Source organism: Enterobacter sp. PP-008-ECC_S150, assembly GCF_045257065.1.
Taxonomy (GTDB): Bacteria; Pseudomonadota; Gammaproteobacteria; order Enterobacterales; family Enterobacteriaceae; genus Enterobacter; species Enterobacter chengduensis.
Genome location: NZ_JBJHHG010000028.1, coordinates 36,540 through 54,028 on the forward strand (window position 1 = coordinate 36,540; position 17,489 = coordinate 54,028).

18 protein-coding genes are annotated in these 17,489 nt (G+C 51.7%); all 18 read left to right on the plus strand.

Going from position 1 to position 17,489, the window contains the following annotated elements; all coding sequences use genetic code 11:
• Positions 1–128: 128 nt before the first annotated feature.
• Positions 129–593 (plus strand): phage terminase small subunit P27 family, encoded by a 465-nt coding sequence (locus ACJBF3_RS23010; protein ID WP_047174718.1) that lies wholly within the window; start codon positions 129–131, stop codon positions 591–593.
• Positions 547–2,289 (plus strand): terminase large subunit, encoded by a 1,743-nt coding sequence (locus ACJBF3_RS23015; protein ID WP_072058175.1) that lies wholly within the window; start codon positions 547–549, stop codon positions 2,287–2,289. The genes ACJBF3_RS23010 and ACJBF3_RS23015 overlap by 47 nt, the downstream gene beginning before the upstream one ends.
• Entirely contained in the window at positions 2,289–3,593 is a 1,305-nt protein-coding gene (locus ACJBF3_RS23020; protein WP_047716578.1) for a phage portal protein, read from the plus strand. Before ACJBF3_RS23015 ends, ACJBF3_RS23020 begins: the two co-directional genes overlap by 1 nt.
• Positions 3,594–3,605: 12 nt before the next feature.
• Entirely contained in the window at positions 3,606–4,454 is an 849-nt protein-coding gene (locus ACJBF3_RS23025; RefSeq protein WP_047716579.1) for a head maturation protease, ClpP-related, read from the plus strand.
• A 9-nt stretch (positions 4,455–4,463) separates the two neighbouring features.
• Positions 4,464–5,675, plus strand: coding sequence for a phage major capsid protein (locus ACJBF3_RS23030; protein ID WP_047723362.1), 1,212 nt, complete (start codon positions 4,464–4,466; stop codon positions 5,673–5,675).
• Positions 5,676–5,717: 42 nt separating this feature from the next.
• A complete protein-coding gene (locus tag ACJBF3_RS23035; protein WP_045326824.1) occupies positions 5,718–6,044 on the plus strand; it encodes a head-tail connector protein in 327 nt (108 codons plus the stop codon).
• Entirely contained in the window at positions 6,041–6,385 is a 345-nt protein-coding gene (locus ACJBF3_RS23040) for a phage head closure protein (protein WP_045326823.1), read from the plus strand. The genes ACJBF3_RS23035 and ACJBF3_RS23040 overlap by 4 nt, the downstream gene beginning before the upstream one ends.
• A complete protein-coding gene (locus ACJBF3_RS23045) occupies positions 6,366–6,755 on the plus strand; it encodes a hypothetical protein (RefSeq protein WP_045326822.1) in 390 nt (129 codons plus the stop codon). Before ACJBF3_RS23040 ends, ACJBF3_RS23045 begins: the two co-directional genes overlap by 20 nt.
• Positions 6,752–7,156 (plus strand): HK97-gp10 family putative phage morphogenesis protein, encoded by a 405-nt coding sequence (locus ACJBF3_RS23050; RefSeq protein ID WP_045326820.1) that lies wholly within the window; start codon positions 6,752–6,754, stop codon positions 7,154–7,156. Before ACJBF3_RS23045 ends, ACJBF3_RS23050 begins: the two co-directional genes overlap by 4 nt.
• Positions 7,157–7,188: 32 nt before the next feature.
• A complete protein-coding gene (locus ACJBF3_RS23055; RefSeq protein ID WP_045326819.1) occupies positions 7,189–7,644 on the plus strand; it encodes a major tail shaft subunit in 456 nt (151 codons plus the stop codon).
• A 64-nt stretch (positions 7,645–7,708) separates the two neighbouring features.
• Entirely contained in the window at positions 7,709–8,071 is a 363-nt protein-coding gene (locus ACJBF3_RS23060) for a phage tail protein (protein ID WP_045326818.1), read from the plus strand.
• A 238-nt stretch (positions 8,072–8,309) separates the two neighbouring features.
• The gene (locus ACJBF3_RS23065) at positions 8,310–11,639 is read left to right on the plus strand and encodes a phage tail tape measure protein (protein ID WP_047716582.1); all 3,330 of its coding nucleotides are present in this window, start codon (positions 8,310–8,312) and stop codon (positions 11,637–11,639) included.
• A gap of 2 nt (positions 11,640–11,641) precedes the next feature.
• Positions 11,642–11,980, plus strand: coding sequence for a phage tail protein (locus ACJBF3_RS23070; RefSeq protein ID WP_045326816.1), 339 nt, complete (start codon positions 11,642–11,644; stop codon positions 11,978–11,980).
• The gene (locus ACJBF3_RS23075) at positions 11,977–12,732 is read left to right on the plus strand and encodes a phage minor tail protein L (RefSeq protein ID WP_045326815.1); all 756 of its coding nucleotides are present in this window, start codon (positions 11,977–11,979) and stop codon (positions 12,730–12,732) included. The genes ACJBF3_RS23070 and ACJBF3_RS23075 overlap by 4 nt, the downstream gene beginning before the upstream one ends.
• A 1-nt stretch (position 12,733) precedes the next feature.
• Entirely contained in the window at positions 12,734–13,444 is a 711-nt protein-coding gene (locus ACJBF3_RS23080) for a C40 family peptidase (RefSeq protein WP_047716584.1), read from the plus strand.
• A gap of 30 nt (positions 13,445–13,474) precedes the next feature.
• On the plus strand, positions 13,475–14,086 hold the full coding sequence (locus ACJBF3_RS23085; protein WP_045326810.1) for a membrane lipoprotein lipid attachment site-containing protein: 612 nt from the start codon (positions 13,475–13,477) through the stop codon (positions 14,084–14,086).
• 34 nt (positions 14,087–14,120) lie between these two features.
• Entirely contained in the window at positions 14,121–14,711 is a 591-nt protein-coding gene (locus ACJBF3_RS23090) for a tail assembly protein (protein WP_045326808.1), read from the plus strand.
• A 53-nt stretch (positions 14,712–14,764) separates the two neighbouring features.
• On the plus strand, positions 14,765–17,489 hold a 2,725-nt coding region (locus ACJBF3_RS23095), incomplete at its 3' end, for a host specificity protein J (protein WP_406545283.1).

Below are 17,489 nucleotides of genomic sequence, written 5' to 3' on the forward strand. Positions count from 1 at the left end.
TCTCATGTGTGCCTTTCCCCGAAGGGGAGGGGGAGGGGTAAAAGTTCAACCCCCCTACCGCAAATGACCGCCGCTCGTGCTTTTTGTGCATAACCGCGAAATGAAAAGTTTTTTTCCGGGAGGTTACGATGGCAGGACGACGCCCGAAACCGACCCACCTGAAAGTGGTAACCGGCAACCCGGGCAAACGAAAACTCAACGACAAAGAGCCTACTCCGGCGCGAGAAATCCCAAGCCCTCCTGAGCACCTCACTGACTGGGGGAAGGTGGCCTGGGGAAAGTTAACCGTGCTGCTTGACGGTATGGGGATTTTGACCATTGCCGACACGCTGGCGCTCGAACGTCTCTGTGATATTTACGCCGACATTCTGCAGCTGCGCCTGACAATCGCCGATGAGGGGCGAACGTACACCGTGCAGACAGAAGGCGGATTTCTGATCAAAGCGAATCCGGCTGTCGCCATGCTGGCAGATGCTGATCGCCGTTTTAAAAGCTACCTGGTTGAATTCGGTCTCACTCCGGCCGCCAGAACTAAGGTGAAAGTTGATGGTGGAGAAAAAGAAGAAGACCCGCTCAACCAGTTCTTCGGTTGATCCAGCAACACAGTATGCAATGGATGTAACTTCAGGGAAGGTAATAGCCGGTCCTGATATTCGTAATGCCTGCCAGCGCCATTTACGTGATTTAGAAGAGGGGAAAAACCGTGGACTGACCTGGGATGTTGAATCGGTTACACGGGCTATCAACTTTTTTGCTCAGGTATTGAAACTGAATGGTGGTGAGCATGAAGGTGAGCCATTCGTCCTCTTGCCCTGGCAATGTTTTATTGTCGGCTCTGTTTTCGGCTGGAAGCGTGAAAACGGTACACGTCGTTTCCGTACGGTGTATGTCGAATCCGGGAAGGGTTCTGGTAAATCGCCGCTGGCGGCAGGAGTTGGCCTTTATTGCATGATGGCTGACAAAGAACCTCGTGCAGAGGTATACGCTGCTGCGACGAAAAAAGACCAGGCCATGATCCTCTTTCGGGATGCGGTGGCCATGGTTGATCAGTCACCTGCGCTTCTGTCCAGAATTCAGAAGTCAGGAGGGGCCGGAAAAGAGTGGAACCTGGCGTTTCTTCAAAACGGTTCTTTCTTCAGGCCTATCAGCTCTGATGATGGTCAGTCTGGGCCTCGTCCTCACTGCGCCTTAATAGATGAGATTCACGAGCATAAAGATAACCGCGCGGTAGAAATGATGCGTGCCGGGACTAAAGGTCGGCGGCAGGCGTTGATTTTTATGATTACCAACAGCGGGCACGATAAAACCAGCGTCTGTTACGACTACCACCAGTACGGACAGAAGGTTGCTGCAGGTCAGCGCGAGAATGATGCTTTTTTTGCCTTTATCTGTTCACTGGATGAAGGCGACGATCCCTTTAAAGATGAATCATGCTGGGGTAAAGCAAATCCCTCCATGGGACATACCTTTCAGCCTGACTATTTGCGCGAGCAGGTAGAAGATGCCCGCGGTATGCCTGCGAAAGAAAGCCTGGTGCGCCGACTGAACTTCTGCCAGTGGGTGGATGCAGAGAACCCGTGGATCAGCGGCGATATCTGGATGGCCTGTGAAAAGGACATAAGTATTGAGCAGTTACGGGGGAAAACCTGCTATGGCGGGCTGGATTTATCTGGCAAGCGGGACCTTACATCACTTTCTCTTTATTTTCCTGACATCAGCGTAATGCTGACGGAGTTCTGGACCCCAAAAGATACTTTATATGATCGCGCTCGCGTTGACCGGGTTCCTTACGATGTGTGGGAGCGTGATGGTCATATCCATGCGCCTCCCGGTACGGCCATTGACTACGGCTTTGTCGCAAAGCGTATGGCTGAACTGGCTGCGATGTTTGATATACGAAAAGTAGCTTTCGACCGCTATCACATTGACTACCTGACTCCTGAGCTGGATGACGAAGGTGTCACTGTTCCTCTCGTACCGCACGGTCAGGGGTTTGGTAAATCGGCTGAATCAGGTTTGTGGATGCCGCATTCCATTGAGCTTTTCGAGCAACTGATTATGGAGAAGCGGATCAGCATTGTTCTTAATCCCTGCCTGCGCTGGTGTGCGGCGAACGCCGTTATTGAAGAGGATAAAAACGGTAACAGGGTATTCAGCAAGCGCAGAAGTAATGGCCGTATTGATGGCGTTGTTTCTGGCGCTATGGCAATTGGTGCAGCTGAAGGGGATGAAGAGGATGACAAAGATATTGAGGGCTTTTTTGACGAACCGATCATAGTGGGTATCTGATGGCTAAGAACAAGCAACCCGGGCGCGTAAAAAGTGCCCTGTTAAACTGGCTGGGCGTGCCAATCAGTCTTACGACAGGTGAATTCTGGCGTGAATGGTATGGCACCAGCAGCAGTGGCAAGACGGTCACCGCCGATAAAGCGATAAAGCTATCTGCTGTATGGGCGTGCGTCAGGCTGCTAAGCGAGTCGATTTCGACACTCCCGTTGAAAATATACGTGCGCCAGCCTGATGGTTCGCGAAAGGCTGCTACAGACCATCCTGCGTATTCGGTGCTGTGCCGTCGTCCTAATTCAGAAATGACACCATCCCGTTTTATGTTGATGGTTGTCGCCAGTATTTGTCTGCGCGGGAACGCCTTCATTGAGAAGAAATTCATCGCCAATCGCCTGGTTTCGCTGGTGCCTTTGCTGCCACAAAATATGGTGGTGATACGACTTTCCAGCGGTACCTTGCAATACAAATACACTGAAGACGGAACGGAACGTATTATCCCGATCAAAAATATGATGCACATCCGCGGATTTGGTCTCGACGGAGTCTGCGGCATGATGCCGACGATGGCAGGTGTTGATGTATTTGGCGCGGCTATGTCTGTGGATGAAGCGGCAGCGAAAATCTTTGAGAATGGACTCCAGAGCACTGGATTTTTGTCCTCGGAAAATGCGCTAACGAAAGAACAGCGTGAGCGTCTGCGCCAGAACCTTCAGTCATTTATTGGCTCTAAAAACGCCGGAAAACTGATGGTGCTGGAAAACAAACTGACTTACCAAAATGTTACGATGAACCCGGAGGCGGCGCAGCTTCTTGAAAGCCGATCCTTCAGTATTGAAGAGATTTGCCGCTGGTTCCGGGTTCCGCCTTATATGGTAGGGCATACGACCAAGCAGAGTAGTTGGGCATCTAGCCTGGAAGGAATGAACCTCCTTTTTCTGACCCATACTCTTCGACCGCTACTGGTGAACATCGAGCAGGAAATTGGCCGGTGCTTGCTCGACAGCGATGACGATGTGTTTGCAGAATTCTCAGTTGAAGGATTGCTGCGCGCAGACAGCGCGGGCCGTGCTGCTTACTATACGAGTGCGCTTCAGAATGGCTGGATGTCACGCAATGACGTTCGCCGTCTTGAGAACATGCCGCCGATTGAGGGGGGTGATATTTACACCGTTCAGCTCAACCTGACTCAACTGAAAAACCTCGAAAGTAGCAATCCTGCTGTGCAGGCGCTGGCACTGAGAGAACTGCATAACCACGTATTCCCCGATATTTCCTTTGAACAATCTCCTCTGAAACAGGCCGCTTAGGAGCACTTCCTGATGAGCAAAAAACAACTTCCGGCTGCACCGGCGGGTCGTCCCTGCGCGCGTGTAACTTGTGAAACTTTACCGTCTGCACTAGACCGCTGGGACGGTGGAATTAAAGCTGCAGCCGCCGACGACAACAGCATTTCTGTTTTTGATGTTATCGGGCAGGACTACTGGGGCGAGGGTGTGACGGCGAAACGCATTGCCGGTGCACTTCGGGCAATGAACGGTGCCGACGTTACGGTGAATATCAACTCCCCAGGCGGCGACATGTTTGAAGGTCTGGCAATTTACAACCTTCTCCGCGAATACGAAGGCCGTGTGACGGTGAAGGTACTTGGCATTGCCGCCAGTGCTGCCTCGATCATTGCGATGGCCGGGGATGATATTCAGATTGGTCGTGGTGCATTCCTCATGATCCACAACTGCTGGGTTTATGCGATGGGCAACCGCCATGACTTTGCTGAACTGGCAGACTCACTGGAACCTTTCGATAACGCTATGGCTGACATCTACGCTGCACGTTCCGGGCTTGATATGGCCGCCGTACAGAAGTTGATGGATGCGGAAAGCTATATCGGTGGCAGTGATGCTGTGGCGAAGGGACTGGCAGACAGCTTGCTTTCTGCAGATGCGGTCAGCGACGGCGACGAATCGCCTGCAGCCGCGCTTCGCAAACTTGATGCATTGCTGGCCAAGACCAACACTCCGCGCTCTGAGCGCAGAAAACTCATTAAAGCCTTATCCGGTGGCATGCCTGGCGCTGTCACCACCAACGACGGTACGCCGGGCGCTGCCGAAGACATCAAACCTGAAACCATCAATTCACTTGAAAGCGCCCTGGCGGCGTTAGTCAAATAAGGACCCTTTATGTCTGAAGTAAACGATATTCTGAAAAAAGTCACGGCCAGCATTGAAGAGGCAACCGGCAAGTTCAACGCGAAAGCAGAAGACGCGCTCAAAGAGGCGCAGAAGTCCGGCAAGCTGTCTGAAGAAACAAAGGCAGCCGTCGATAAAATGGCTTCTGAGTTCAATGCGCTGCGTGAAGCTGAAAAAACGCTGAAGGCCGCTATGGGCGAACTGGAGCAACATGTTGCCCAGATGCCGCTGGCAAACGCGAAACAGTTTGTCGAATCCGTTGGCCACCAGGTGATTTCCGCTGAAGCCCTCAAAACCTTTGCGTCCAGCGTGGAAGGCGGTAAACGCATCAGCATCCCGGTTAAGGCCGCCCTGACTTCGGTGGATGTGCCTGATGGTGTTGTGGAGCCACAGCGCCTGCCGGGTATTGATACGGCACCGAAACAGCGCCTGTTCATTCGCGATCTGATTGCTCCAGGACGTACATCCTCCTCAGCTATTTTCTGGGTGCAGCAGACAGGCTTTACCAATAACGCGAAAGTGGTTCCTGAAAATACACAGAAACCATACAGCGAAATTGAGTTCACGCCGAAAATCACTGGCGTCAGCACTATCGCCCACCTGTTCAAAGCCTCAAAGCAGATCCTGGATGACTTCGCACAGTTGCAGTCCACCGTTGATGCCGAAATGCGGTACGGGCTGAAGTATGCAGAAGAGCAGGAAATTCTCTTCGGTGATGGTACCGGCGTTCATCTGCATGGCATCGTTCCTCAGGCATCGGCTTTTAATCCGGCGTTCACTGTCGAACAGCAGAGCGGGATTGATGATCTGCGTCTGGCAATGTTGCAGGCACAGCTGGCGCGCTTCCCTGCATCCGGTCACGTTCTTCACTTCATTGACTGGGCGCGGATCGAGCTGACAAAAGACAGTCTGGGCCGTTACATCCTGGCTAACCCGGCGGCACTGACTGGCCCGACACTTTGGGGTCTGCCGGTTGTTGCAACGGAAGCGGCAGCCTTCCAGGGTAAATTCCTGACCGGTGCATTCAACGCTGGCGCGCAAATCTTCGACCGCGAAGATGCGAACGTGGTGATCTCCACGGAGAACGCCGACGACTTCGAGAAAAACATGATCACCATCCGTTGCGAAGAACGTCTGGCGCTGGCTGTGAAACGCCCTGAGGCGTTCGTATACGGTTCATTCAGCACCGGCGCGGGGAGCTGATAAATATTGCGGCCTTCGGGCCGCTTTTTCTGGGGCAAACAAATGCTTGATCAGAATGTGGTGAAACAGCATTGCCGCATTGATACCGAATTTACGGGTGATGATGCTCTGCTGGAGATTTACACAGGTGCGGCGGCGCGTTACGTCCAGACATGGACAAGGCGAACGCTCTATGAAAATCAAAGCTCCCCTGGCTACGCAGATGACCCGGATCCGATTCTACTGAATGATGATGTTAAGGCGGCAATGCTACTGCTGATAGGTCACTGGTACGCGAATCGTGAATCTGTTGTTATCGGTGAGACTGTGGCTCAGGTTCCCTTTGCCGTCGAAGCTCTACTTCAGCCTTACAGGATTTATGGCCTATGAATTCTTTACGTGCTGGCGAGCTCAATAAACGCATCAGATTAGAGAAAATGGAAACTCAGCGGGGACCGCTTGGAGAACCTCTTCCGTCAATCGCGGTGGAGGTTGCTACTGTATGGGCAAAGGCGGAAAACGTATCTAATCGAAAAATCCGCACAATCGACCAGCAGCAGGTGGTTGAAACCTGGCTATTCACGATCCGGCTACGTCCAGACATTCAAGCTGACTGGAAAGTAACATGGAATGAAGAGGTCTATACCGTACGCGCTGTTGACCGTAGCAATCCTGATCGATGTGTAATTACGGCTGAACGGGATATCCGACATGATAGAACAGGCAATTAAAACCTCGCTTGAACGCCTTTCCGGAATGGCTGTTTATCCTCTCCTGCTGCCAGACAGTGAGCAAAACGGAATTACTTTTCAGCTGATATCAGACCCGGATATAGAAAACGGGATGGTGCGTACAGGGCTGATAGCTGGGCGCTTTCAAATCTCAATGTATAAAGTGGGTGATTACACCGGGCTGGTCAAACTGGATAAGGCTATCTGGTCTCACTGGAAAGGTATTATCCACGGAGAGCTTGAAGGTTATCCAGTTCAATATATTCAGCGTGGAAATATTCTGCAGGACAAGGCGACCCTTACCAGTAATCAGGTTCAGTACAAGCTTATCCGAGATTACGTACTTTATTATTATGAGGAGTCATCATGATCCGCATGGAGGTCAAAGGGCTTCAGGAACTCGAACGTCAGCTCCTTGCCCTTGGTGAAAAGGTTGGTACGCAGGTTTTGCGTGAGGCAGGAAAAGCAGCTCTTGAACCTGTTCTGGAAGATATGAAATCGCATGCTGGGTATGACGAAACAGCAAAAGATGAGCATATGCGTGATTCAATAAAAATCCGCTCATCTTCTTCGAAAGCTAAAGGCAATGCGGTTGTTTATCTTCGCGTTGGCCCGAGCAAAAAACACTTCATCAAAGCGTTGGCTCAGGAGATGGGGACTGTGAAGCAGGTCGCCAGTCCGTTCATTCGTCCGGCGCTCGATTATCAAAAAGCGAAAGTTCTGCGCATCCTCGCAATAGAAATACGTGACCGTATTGAAAACCACCGGTAGCGCTCGCTGCCACCATCAAAGAGAGAGAAATTATGGCTGATAATAAAACTTCGCCAGAGTACGCGATGCTGCCTGCTGGCACTGTCGTTATGTGGGGGGCTGCGGGCAGCGACGTAGCAACAATGAAACCGCTTATCAATTGTAAAGCACTGGGTGCCACAGGCCAGACGGGCGGCTTCGTAGACTGCACCACGCTCATTGATAAAAGCAAACAGTTTATTTCTGACCTGCCGGAAGGCCCGGAAAAATCACTAGGGTTCATTGACGATCCAGCTAACCAGGACTTTGCCGATTTCCTCAATGCGGCAGAGAACCGTGAAACTGTTCAGTTTTACGTTGAGCTGCCAAACGGGCGAACAGCGAATATGATCCTGGCCCTGTCTGGCTGGCAGATGAATGAAATCACTGCCCCGGCGAGCGAGGTTATTCAGATTACCGTTCAGGGTAAACAGAACAATATTACCTGGGGTACTGCTGCTGGCAGCTGAACATAAACGTTATTCATTGGCCGCCTCATGGCGGCTTTTTATTATTTAACTTTCAGGAATTAGTATGACTACCATCGATGTTTCCGCACTGAAATCAGCTCTTCTGAGGCCTAAAAACACCATTGTTACCGCCGAAATTTTCGGCACCACTGTTTATCTACGACGTATGACGGCGGGTGAACTTATCGATCATGAAGAAGCGTTGCGTGACAGCCAGATTGCCGAGGATGCGCGCAAAGCTTCCGAACTCAGTGTGCAGTTGATTGTCGATTGTCTTGTTCATCCCGACGGCAGCCTAATCGCAGTTGAAGACAAACCAACCGCAGCAGAGCTGCTGCAAGCGCATGACAACGTGGCCCTGTTGGACGCTATTGCCATCGTTAAAAAGCATGCCCTTGGCAAACTTGAAGACGCGGAAAAAAACTAACGAGCTCGCCCTGGCTGGAGTTTATTTTCTGGCTGGCCGACCGCTGGGGCGAGCCCGATCCGTCAAAGATAGCTTCACTCCCGGTAGAAACTCTCTACCACTGGCGCGCGTATTTCCTGCGTACCGGTGCCATCAGCCGTCCTGGCGAGGAGAGTGGGCCACCTCCTGAAACCCCGCCTCCCGCTGCAGTCAGTAACGTTGACGATCAGTGTGCGGCCGTAATGAGAGCGTTAATGTAATGGCTGACGTTGCCTCCCTTGCCGTCGGGCTGCATCTCAACGCAGCCAATTTTAAATCTCAGCTGATGGGCGCATACGGCGACGCTGAGAACTCCTCTAGGCGTTTCAACCGTAACGCGCAGGAAGATGCAAAAAAGACCGATGAAGCCTATTCCCGGATGGGTAAAACCATCACCGGAGTCGCTGGCCGGCTGGCGGGATTTGCCGGCGCCGGGTTATCGCTCGGCGCGATCATCACAACCACCCGCGAATACGGCCAGGCACTGTCCGATCTGTCGGCCATCACGGGTGCAACCGGCGATCAGTTAAAGACGCTTGATGAAGCCGCTCAGGAAATGGGTCGAAGCACTGAATACAGCGCAAGTCAGGCAGTTGAAGCCCTGAAGTTGATGGCGTCAGCTAAACCAGAACTTCTTCAGACTGCTGACGGGCTGACCGAGGCAACAAAGAGCGCGCTTACGCTTGCTCAGGCTGCTGGCTCAACCCTGCCGGATGCAACCCGGACGCTGGCCCTTTCGCTTAACCAGTTCGGTGCAGGGGCTCAGGAGGCAGATCGTTATATCAACGTTCTGGCTGCCGGCGCGAAATTCGGGGCTTCTGAAATTGCTGATACCGCTGCCGCTATAAAAAATGGCGGTGTGGCGGCCGCGCAGGCCGGGGTGGGATTTGAAACACTGAATGCAGCGATTCAGGTTCTGGCCGAACGTGAAATCAAAGGCGGCGAAGCAGGCACAGCGCTGAGAAACGTGATCCTAGCGCTGGAGAAAGGTACCGACAAAACCCTAAAACCTTCGGTTGTGGGGCTTAGCGGCGCACTGGAGAATCTGTCTAAGAAAAATCTTTCTACCGCACAGGCTGTAAAACTTTTCGGGGTTGAGAATATCAATGCGGCCTCAGTGCTGGTGGACAACCGCAGCAAACTTGATGCATTAACCCAGGCCCTCACCGGCACCCAGACTGCGCATGAGCAGGCCGCTATTCGCGTAAATAACCTGAATGGCGACATCATGGGGCTGACCAGTGCGTTTGAAGGCATGATCATCAAGATTGGTCAAAGCAGTACCGGCCCCCTGCGTTCAGGCATTCAGTCAGTAACCGATGGAATAAACCTGCTCACCGATAATTTCAATGCTGTTGCAAGCGTAGCTTTGTACACATTGATCCCCGTTCTCTCGACAAAATTAACTGCTGGTCTTCGTGAAAACGTAAGCGCCTGGCAACAAAATCAGGCAGCCATAAAAGCTGCGGCTGCTGCCCAGGCTGACGGTGCACGCAAAACGCTTGAATCAACTGCCGCCACACTTAAGCGAAATGATGCCGAGTTTGGGTACTACCGCCAGATGGAGAAGACCGCCAGGCAACAAGGCCTTAACGTTAATTACCAGGGGGAGTTTAACCGGTTAATTCGAGAGGAAACTGAGCAAACGAATCTGGCAACCCGAGCGAAAATGCAGTTGGCTGCAGCAAATCGCCAGGTCTCAGTATCTGCTCGGGCCGCCTCGGTTGCAGTAGGCCTTGCTCGTGGAGCTTTAGCACTGGTTGGTGGACCGTTCGGCGCTGCAATGCTGGCAGGTTCGGCGCTCCTGTATTTTCATCAGCAGGCGAAGGATGCCAGGCAGTCAGCAATTAACCTCAAGGATGCTGTCATTGAGACTACTGCTGCACTGATGCAGATGTCTGATAAACAGCTGGCGGTAAAGCAGATTGATCTGCAAGACCAGTATGAAAATCAGGTCACCCAGCGTAACCAGCTGATCAAGGAGATTCAGGACGCAGACAGCAGGCTTGATAGCCTCGGTGGTTTTGACCCATTCCGACAGAAAAAAGGCGTAGAGGACAGCAAAAAACGCGCTGAAGCTGATCTCGAATCTGTGAATAAGGGGTTAGAAACAACACAGTCAAATCTTGAGAACGTCAGTAAGGCACGATTTTTGGTCCAGACAGGGATTGCAGATCAAGCCAAATCGCTCGCGAGTGACATCAAAACTATTACTGCGGAGACGGCTAAGGCCGGTGAGGGAGTCACTACTCCGTGGACCGGTGAAGATACTCAAAAGGCCAGGAAGGATACGGTCAATCAGTACCTTCAGTTGCGCAGGGAGATTGAAGAGGCTCATGCAACCAGCCTTGGCAAAATTGATCTTCAGGAAAAAGCCAGCCAGGAAAAGCTAATCGCAGCCGCCCGTAAAAATGGAGCCAGTGAGCAGGACCTGCAGCGCACGCTGCTGATGAATGCTGAGAATTACCAGAAGCAACGCGCAGAGCTTGCTGAGCAGTTCTCACCCGCGCGATCGGCAATCAATCAGGAAAAGGAGGCAAGCCAGGAGCTGAAGTCGCTTCTTGATGCCCGTCTACTTACTGAAAAGGAGTTTATGGCTGCGCGTGTCACCCTTTCACAGGAGACATCGCGACAAATCCTACAGGCCCAGGCTAATGCTATTTCAGCACCACGTCTTGATCTTGCAGGGGACGTTGATCCGCTCGCCCAGCAAAGAAATCAACTCGTACAGCAGCAAAGCCTGATCGAGACCTATTATCGCAATGGCGCAGTAAGTAAGCAGCAGTACGAAATGCTGATGCAGAAGAGCAGTAAAGATTCTGCTGATGCTCAGTATCAGACCGCGCTGGAATTATATCGCTCACAGAGTGACTTCAATAATCTGGCGATCGGCTTGGTGGATGCTACCCGTGAGCGTACCACTAATGTTCTGACGGGGCTGTTGACTAAAACGCAGACCTTTAAAGAGGGCATGATCAACCTGTTCTCCACGCTTACTCAATCGATAATTCAAAACCTCGTCGATATGGCAGCACAGGCGTTGCTAACTAATACAATTCTGAGCTCCATCCTGAGCGTAGGTTCGAGTGTGTCTGGTGCTGTTGGTAGTGGTGCGGCGGCCAGTTCAGGAACAGCAATTGCCGATTACGGAAGCAACTTCCAGTTCAACGCTAAAGGAGGCGTTTATTCCTCCTCAGATTTGAGCGCTTATAGCGGTCAGATTGTCGATAACCCTACGTTTTTTGCTTTCGCAAAAGGTGCCGGAGTAATGGGAGAGGCTGGACCGGAGGCGATCATGCCGCTAACCCGTGCAGCGGATGGTTCACTAGGGGTGCGTGCTGTTAATGGTGGTGGGGCGGGAGGCGACATGGCGCCGAAGGTTTATATCAATATTGATTCAAACGGTAATACATCTACACAGGCTCCCTCAGGGCTGGAACAGTTCGGTGCTGATGTAGGGCGTTTTGTCGATCAGCGATATAAGCAAAATGTCATGCGTGATATCCGCCCTGGTGGTGATATCTGGAATGCAATGAAAGGAACCCGATAAACATGTCTATCGAAACCTTCTCCTGGAGCCCCAGAGTTAGCCCGACGCAAACCGTTTCGTTCAGGACAAGAAGCGCTAAGTTTGGGGACGGCTACGAGCAGATTTCTGGCGACGGTATCAATCCTCGCAGCCAACAATGGGAAATGAATTTTGTTGGAACTGAGGAATACATTCAGTCGATAAAAACCTTTCTTGACAGGCATGGAGGTACAAAAGCGTTTCAGTGGAAACCACCGCTTGAGCAGCTCGGCTTATATCGTTGTGCTGAGTATAAGCCCACACCGATGGGCGGCGAGAACTACTCCCTTTCGGCAACTTTCCAACAGGCATTCAAACCATGAGTCTCAATGCAGATTATCAGAAGCTTGAGCCCGGCGATGCAGTCAGGCTTTATGAGGTCGACGGAACGGCCTTTGGTACAGGCGAGGTGCTGAGATTTCACAGCTACAACCTGGCCCATACTGAGGCGGAAATTGTCGCAGCAGGGGGAGACGAAAATAATCTCCCGGCTAAATCAATCTGGTGGCAGGGTGAGGAGTATAAAGCCTGGCCCTGTCAAATTGAGGGGATCGAGGCATCTACCAGTGGAAGTAGCGCGCAGCCAAAATTATCGGTGGCTAACCTTGATAGCTCCATAACGGCACTCTGTCTGGCTTATGACGATATGCTGCAGGCGAAAGTGACAATCCATGACACGCTGGGAAAATATCTTGACGCGATTAACTTTGCCGACGGCAATCCAACAGCTGATCCGACCCAGGAAAAGTTGAAGGTTTTCTACATCGATGCAAAGAGCAGTGAAACAAACGAAGTGGTTGAGTTCACGCTATCCAGCCCGATGGACCTGCAGGGGCAAATGATCCCGACGCGGCAGCTTCATTCCCTGTGTACCTGGTGCATCCGGAATAAATATCGCACGGGCGACGGCTGCGATTATGCGGGAACTAACTATTTCGACAAAAACAACAACCCGGTCAGCGATCCGTCGCTTGATGAATGCAACGGCACGCTGACGGCCTGCAAACTTCGGTTCGGTGAAAATAACGAGCTCTCGTTTGGTGGGTTCCCTGGCACGTCTTTGATCAGGAGCTGATATGCGGCAGAAAACCATTGATGCCATTATGGCGCATGCTGCAGCTGAATATCCTCGCGAGTGCTGTGGCGTGGTGGTGCAGAAAAGCCGTGTTGAACGATATTTCCCTTGCCGTAACCTCGCTGCAGAGCCGACGGAACATTTCCACCTCTCGCCAGAGGATTACGCAGCTGCTGAGGACTGGGGAACGGTGATCGCCATCGTTCACAGTCACCCTGATGCCACAACGCAACCGAGCGAACTGGATAAAGCGCAATGCGATGCAACGCTTTTACCCTGGCACATCGTAAGCTGGCCGGAGGGAGATTTACGCACCATTCAGCCGCGCGGAGAATTGCCGCTGCTGGAACGTCCGTTTGTGCTTGGACACTTCGATTGCTGGGGGCTCGTCATGAGCTATTTCCGGCAAACGCATGGTATCGAGCTCCACGATTACCGGGTGGATTATCCCTGGTGGGAAAACGAATATCCGGACAACTTCTATCAGGATTGCTGGTATGAGTGCGGATTCCGTGAATTCGACGGGCCACCGAAACCCGGCGATATGGTGATCATGCAGGTGCAGGCTGATAAGTGGAACCACGCGGGTATACTGCTGGAGGGTAATACGCTGCTTCACCACCTTTATGGACACTTGAGTCAGCGCGTGCCGTATGGAGGCTACTGGCAAGAGAGAACGATGAAGGTTCTACGATATAAGGACCTGTGCTAACCTTCCATTTAATTTTTGAATGGAGGGGTTATGAAAAAATTATTATGTCTATTTTTTACTGTGTTTTTATTATCTGCTTGTGATGATTTACCTGATGCCCCATTTGGTTTCAAATGGGGACAATCAGTTAAAGATACATTGGCACAAAATATTGAAGGTCTTAAGGTAGATGGTGACGAAAAGAAAGTTGCATTTGCAGCTTCCGATACTGCGCCTAATCCGTCAACCTATGCAGGTCGTTATAATTTAATGTTTGTCGCTGGCAGAGGTCTGACTCACATAACCTTTACAGTTAACGTTGATAAAAATTCAAAGTCATTCATTGAGGGTGCTAAGGTATATAAAGATATTAGTAATATTCTAGATGAAAAGTATGGCGATCCAGTTCTTGTAAAAGAAAGTATTAGGGATGAAAAACACGGCTTTTATAACTGTTTGAAAAGTAGTGGTTGCGGAGAGTGGTATCGTGATTATGATTTTAATGGTATGAAAGTAACGCTTTCTGCTCGCCCTGTGCCATACAACGCAGATGCTGGTGACCCAAACGGTGTTATAAGCGTCAAATATGAATATTATACTGACGCTATGAAAAGAGAGGATGCTAAAAAATTTGGCTCAGATAATTACTCTAATGGTTTTTAAACCTTAACAGCCTGAAATGATTTTAGGAGATGGCATGCAAGAGGTAATGACGCGAATTGAGTTAAGTGGCGAACCAGGTAAAATTTTTGGAAAGATACACCACCGCCTTATCAATAAAGTATCTGAAGCTGGAACGGCCCTCGCTAAAACTATTCCGGGCTTTGAAAGTTATATGATTAGTAGTAAAAGTCGTGGTCTAACCTTTGCCGTTTTCAAAGGGAAGAAAAACATAGGAGTAGATGACCTTGGCTTCCCCGTTACAGGTGAAGTGATCAGAATTGTACCTGTAATCATTGGGGGGAAAAAAGCTGGTGTGCTGCAAACAGTTTTAGGTGCTGTGTTGGTGGCCGCTGGTGCTGTGCTTAGCTTCACTCCATGGGCTGCAGCCTCACCATTTTTATATAAATTTGGTGCTGCAATGATGCTAGGCGGAGTTGTACAGATGCTTTCTCCTCAGCCAACCGGACTTGCCAGCAAGCAAAGTGCAGATAACCGCGCATCATACGCGTTCGGTGGAGTGACAAACACCGCTGCTCAGGGCTATCCGGTACCGCTCCTTTATGGTCGCCGGCGGATAGGTGGAGCGATTATTTCTGCCGGAATTTATGTCGAAGATCAGCAGTAGATAACATACCTTTTTACAAGCCACCTGCGGGTGGCTTTTTTTATGGGCGCGATATGGCGAATAAAATTACCGGACGAAAAGGGGGGAGCTCCAGTTCCCGAACTCCTACCGAACAGCCTGATGATCTGCAATCTGTAGCGAAGGCAAAGATCCTCGTTGCGCTTGGGGAAGGGGAGTTTGCTGGACAGCTCACCGGGAAGGATATCTACCTGGACGGAACGGCGCTGGAGAACGCCGACGGCTCCCAAAACTTCAGCGGCGTTACGTGGGAATTTCGCGCGGGTACACAGGCCCAGAAGTACATTCAGGGCATTCCCGGTACCGAAAACGAAATCAGCGTGGGAACCGAGGTAACGAGCGCTACAGCGTGGACACGAACCTTCACCAATACACAGCTTTCGGCGGTTCGTTTACGCCTGAAATGGCCTTCGCTTTTCAAGCAGGAGGACGATGGCGATCTGGTTGGTTACTCGGTTAATTATGCGATTGACCTGCAGACGGACGGCGGGACATGGCAGACAGTCCTCAATACCAGTGTGACCGGGAAAACGACCTCAGGTTATGAGCGCAGCCACCGTATCGATTTACCGCAGGCTGGCAGCACCTGGACAATACGTCTGCGTAAGATTACCTCTGACGCCAACAGCGCGAAGATCGGCGACACGATGACGCTGCAGAGCTTCACCGAGGTGATTGACGCCAAACTGCGCTACCCGAACACCGCGCTGCTCTACATCGAATTCGACTCAAGCCAGTTCAACGGCTCAATTCCTCAAATTTCATGCGAACCGCGCGGCCGCGTTATCCGCGTTCCAGATACCTACGACCCTGAAACCCGCACTTATAGCGGTACATGGACCGGTGCGTTTAAGTGGGCATGGACGGATAACCCTGCGTGGATTTTTTACGACCTGGTTGTTTCTGACCGGTTCGGCCTTGGGCACCGTTTGACCGCTGCGAATATTGATAAATGGACGCTTTATCAGGTTGCTCAGTATTGTGATCAGATGGTACCAGACGGCAAAGGGGGCAACGGTACAGAACCACGTTATACCTGCAACGTGTACATTCAGGACCGGAACGACGCCTACACAGTCCTGCGTGATTTTGCCGCTATCTTCCGTGGCATGACCTACTGGGGCGGGGATCAGATAGTGGCCCTGGCTGACATGCCGCGCGATGTTGATTACAGCTACACGCGCGCTAACGTTGTTGGCGGTCGCTTCACCTATTCGAGCAGCACCACGAAAAGCCGCTACACCACAGCGCTGGTTTCATGGTCAGACCCGGGGAACGCTTATGCCGACGCGATGGAGCCGGTATTTGAGCAGGCGCTGGTGGCGCGATACGGCTTCAATCAGCTGGAAATGACAGCTATCGGCTGCACCAGGCAGTCAGAAGCGAACCGAAAGGGGCGCTGGGGTATTCTCACCAACAACAAGGATCGCGTTGTTTCATTTGATGTCGGGCTGGACGGCAACATACCGCAGCCGGGCTACATCATCGCCGTGGCAGACGAGCTGCTTTCCGGAAAGGTTATGGGTGGCCGCATCAGCGCCGTTAACGGTCGCGTTATCAAACTTGACCGCGTGGCAGATGCAGCAGCAGGTGATCGCCTTATTCTCAACCTACCTTCCGGAGCGTCGCAGAGCAGGACCATTCAGGCCGTGAACGGTGAATCAGTCACAGTCACCACGGCATACAGTGAGACGCCACAGGCCGAAGCTGTTTGGGTGGTGGAATCTGACGAACTCTACGCGCAGCAATACCGCGTTGTCAGCGTAAACGATAACGATGATGGCACATTCTCAATCACCGCAGCATGGCACGATCCAGATAAATATGCCCGTATCGATACTGGAGCAATTATCGACCAGCGGCCAATAAGTGTAATACCGCCTGGTAATCAGTCCCCGCCAGCTAATATCGTGATCAGTTCGTTTTCTGTGGTTCAGCAAAATATCAGTGTTGAGACCATGCGCGTGAGCTGGGACCAGGCGCAGAACGCTATCGCCTATGAAGTGCAGTGGCGCCGCAACGACGGGAACTGGGTTAACGTGCCGCGCAGCTCCACAACGTCATTCGACGTCGCCGGAATTTATGCCGGGCGTTACCTGGTGCGCGTGCGCGCAATCAATGCCGCAGAAATTTCATCTGGATGGGGCTATTCAGAAGAGAAAACGCTGACGGGTAAAGTGGGCAATCCACCGAAGCCGGTTGGCTTCATCGCTTCTGAAAATGTGGTTTTCGGCATCGAGCTGAACTGGGGATTCCCGGCGAATACCGACGACACGCTGAAGACGGAAATTCAGTATAGCCTGACCGGTACCGAGGACGATGCAATGCTGCTGGCCGATGTGCCTTACCCGCAGCGCAAATATCAGCAGATGGGCCTTAAGGCTGGGCAGATTTTCTGGTACCGCGCGCAGCTGGTGGACCGCAGCGGCAACGAATCAGGTTACACCGAATGGGTGCGGGGACAGGCCAGCATGGATGTTTCCGACATCACAGACGTGATCCTGGAGGAAATTAAAGACTCCGATACGTTCAAAGACCTGATCGAGAACGCGGTGGACAGTAATGAAAAAATTGCTGGCATGGCTGACGACATCAAGCAGAACGCCGACAACCTTGAGCTTCAGGCACAGGAAATCGCAAAAAATGCGCAGGACATCGGGCAGGTTCAGACCAGCGTTAATGAACTTTCTAGCACGGTTGGTGACGTGTCGTCTTCCCTCTCACAGCTTGAGCAGACCGTTGCGACGGCTGATACCGCGC